This window comes from Thiohalocapsa sp. (assembly GCF_019695415.1).
GTDB lineage: Bacteria > Pseudomonadota > Gammaproteobacteria > Chromatiales > Chromatiaceae > Thiohalocapsa.
Genome location: NZ_JAIFKJ010000004.1, coordinates 1 through 1,684, shown reverse-complemented (window position 1 = coordinate 1,684; position 1,684 = coordinate 1). Strand labels below are relative to the sequence as shown.

Genomic DNA, 1,684 nt, shown 5'->3' with positions numbered 1-1,684 from the left:
TCGTTGGGCTGATGCTGGCGCTGGCCGGCCGAACAAGGATGCGCTCGGTGTCAAGCGCGCGAACGGCCGTGGGCGTGCGGACGACAAGTTGCACGGGAAGCGGCTGACCGCGCACAGAGGCGACCTCCGGCGCCACGAGATCATAGGTCTGCGGCGGCGTGCCATTCATGGCCAGCGCACAGCCGCTCACGGCCAGCGCCAGCATCAGCCCAACGATGTTACGCGCAGCACGCATTGATAGCGCCAGATTTCCGCCCCACCCCGACTCTCGCACCCTAGCAGGGGTACTATCTGACGCTGTGATGTCAATCAGCTATTGCGTGGGCTCATATTCAGGAACCTGCGAGCCGCCGAGCAGCATTTGTTGCGGATTTTCTTCAAGTTTGCGCGCGACGCGGTCGAGGGTTTCGGCTAAACGCCTGCCATCTCTCATAAAAAGCTCGAATTGGCGAATTCCGCGCTCTGCGGAAATCGTTAATTCATCCGCGCGATCGCCCAGCGAGCGGTCGAGCTTCTCGGCGAGCTGACGAAAGGATTGCGCCGCTTGTTGCGCCTCGGCCACAACGGAGTCCTCGTCATCGGCGACATACTTGGAGAACTTGTCGATGGTCGTCTCCAGCTTCGTCGCCATGCCCGAGACGCGCTCCGACACATCGCGCGTGTTCGACACGATCACGCTGATATCGTCTCGATGATCGCTCAGCGTGGCGGTGAAGGTTTCGACATTCTCGACCGTCTGGCTGATGGCCTTCTCGTTCGCGGCGATCAGATCGTTGAGACGGCGGATCAGCGCGCGAGCCTCGCCCAGCGCCTCCGGCGCGGCGCTCAACAGCGACTTGGATGAGGCAACGTCGGCGTAGATCGTCGGATATTGCTCATCCGCCTTCGCCAGCAGCGGCGGCGAATCGGGCGTCCCCGGCGTGATTTCCACCGCGACGACGCCGGCCAGCCCCTGCTGCACCACCTTGGCGCGGGACGTCTCGCGCACCGGCGTATCCGGCTTCACCGAAATCAGCCCGCGCACCTTGCGCGTGTCCTCCGGCATGATCGCCAGATTGTCGACCTCGCCGACGCGGATGCCGTTGAACAGCACCGCGCTCCCCTGGCCCAGCCCCTGCACCGAGCCGGAAAAGATGACGTGATAGCGCTGGGCATTCGCGCCGCCAGCGGAATTGTTCACCCAGTAGACGAAGGCGAAGCCGAGGCCCAGCAGCGAAACGACGAAAAGGCCGATCAGAAAATGGCTCGCGCGTGTTTCCATCAGTCATCACCTTCCTGGCTGCGGTGCACGCGGGCGCGCTCGCCGCAAAAATAATCCGCCACCCACGGATGGCCCGGCTCGTCCACCAGGGCGGTCGGGCTGCCCTCCCGCACGATCACCCGGTCTGCGAGCACGGCGACGCGGTCGCAGGCGGTGAAGATGCTGTCGAGGTCGTGGGTAATCATGAAAACGGTCAGCCCCAGCGTCTGCTGCAGGCTGAGAATGAGCTGGTCGAAGGCTTCCGCGCCAATCGGGTCGAGGCCGGAGGTCGGCTACTCCAGAAACCCGATTTGCGGGTCCCGCGCTAACCCGCGCCCCAGGCCGGCGCGTTTGCGCATCCCCCCCGAACGCTGCGATGGCAACTTGTGCGCGGCCACGGCCGGCACACCCACCCAACCCCGCTCCCCGATACCCCCCTCCCCG

General features: G+C 64.7%; 2 protein-coding genes and 1 pseudogene. All 3 read right to left on the bottom strand.

Translation table 11 applies throughout. The features are described 5' to 3' along the window. A pseudogene (locus I6U14_RS00045) lies at positions 1-235 on the bottom strand (hypothetical protein); the annotation flags it as partial. A gap of 78 nt (positions 236-313) precedes the next feature. Beyond that, a complete protein-coding gene (locus I6U14_RS00040) occupies positions 314-1,261 on the bottom strand; it encodes an MlaD family protein (protein WP_296895846.1) in 948 nt (315 codons plus the stop codon). Beyond that, positions 1,261-1,446, bottom strand: a complete 186-nt coding sequence (locus I6U14_RS00035) for a hypothetical protein (protein ID WP_296895845.1) — start codon at positions 1,444-1,446, stop codon at positions 1,261-1,263. Before I6U14_RS00035 ends, I6U14_RS00040 begins: the two co-directional genes overlap by 1 nt. Between the last annotated feature and the right edge of the window lie 238 nt (positions 1,447-1,684).

Coding starts and splice junctions, on each gene's coding strand:
- I6U14_RS00040 (WP_296895846.1), bottom strand. CDS start 1,261: ATGGAAACACGCGCGAGCCATTTTCTGATCGGCCTTTTCGTCGTTTCG.
- I6U14_RS00035 (WP_296895845.1), bottom strand. CDS start 1,446: ATGATTACCCACGACCTCGACAGCATCTTCACCGCCTGCGACCGCGTC.